General features: G+C 55.1%; 1 protein-coding gene. It reads right to left on the bottom strand.

What is annotated here, in order from left to right:
* A partial coding sequence (locus HMPREF0308_RS12765; RefSeq protein WP_248630714.1) for a transposase occupies positions 1–243 on the bottom strand: 243 nt, incomplete at its 3' end.
* Positions 244–312: the final 69 nt, after the last annotated feature.

Here is a 312-nt window from a genome sequence, read left to right on the forward strand (position 1 = left end):
ATTATCCATCTTGGCTTCAGCCAGCTCCCGGCGCAGACGAGCATTCTCAGCACGAAGATCAGACTCACTCATCCCATCTGAGGATCCTCGGCGTTCACGCTCGAGTTTGACCCACCGGCCCAAAAGCCCGGCGGAAACACCGATTTCCTTAGCCACATGAGCGATCGGGCGCTCTGACTCGATTACCAGGTTCGCGGCTTCACGCCGGTACTCCGGCGTGTACTTCTTGCGCTGTTGACTCACAATGAACATCCTCTCTTACGGACACAAGATCCGTACAAATAGGGTGTCCACTAAACGAGGGTAACCTCA

This window comes from Corynebacterium striatum ATCC 6940, assembly GCF_000159135.1.
Classification (GTDB): domain Bacteria; phylum Actinomycetota; class Actinomycetes; order Mycobacteriales; family Mycobacteriaceae; genus Corynebacterium; species Corynebacterium striatum.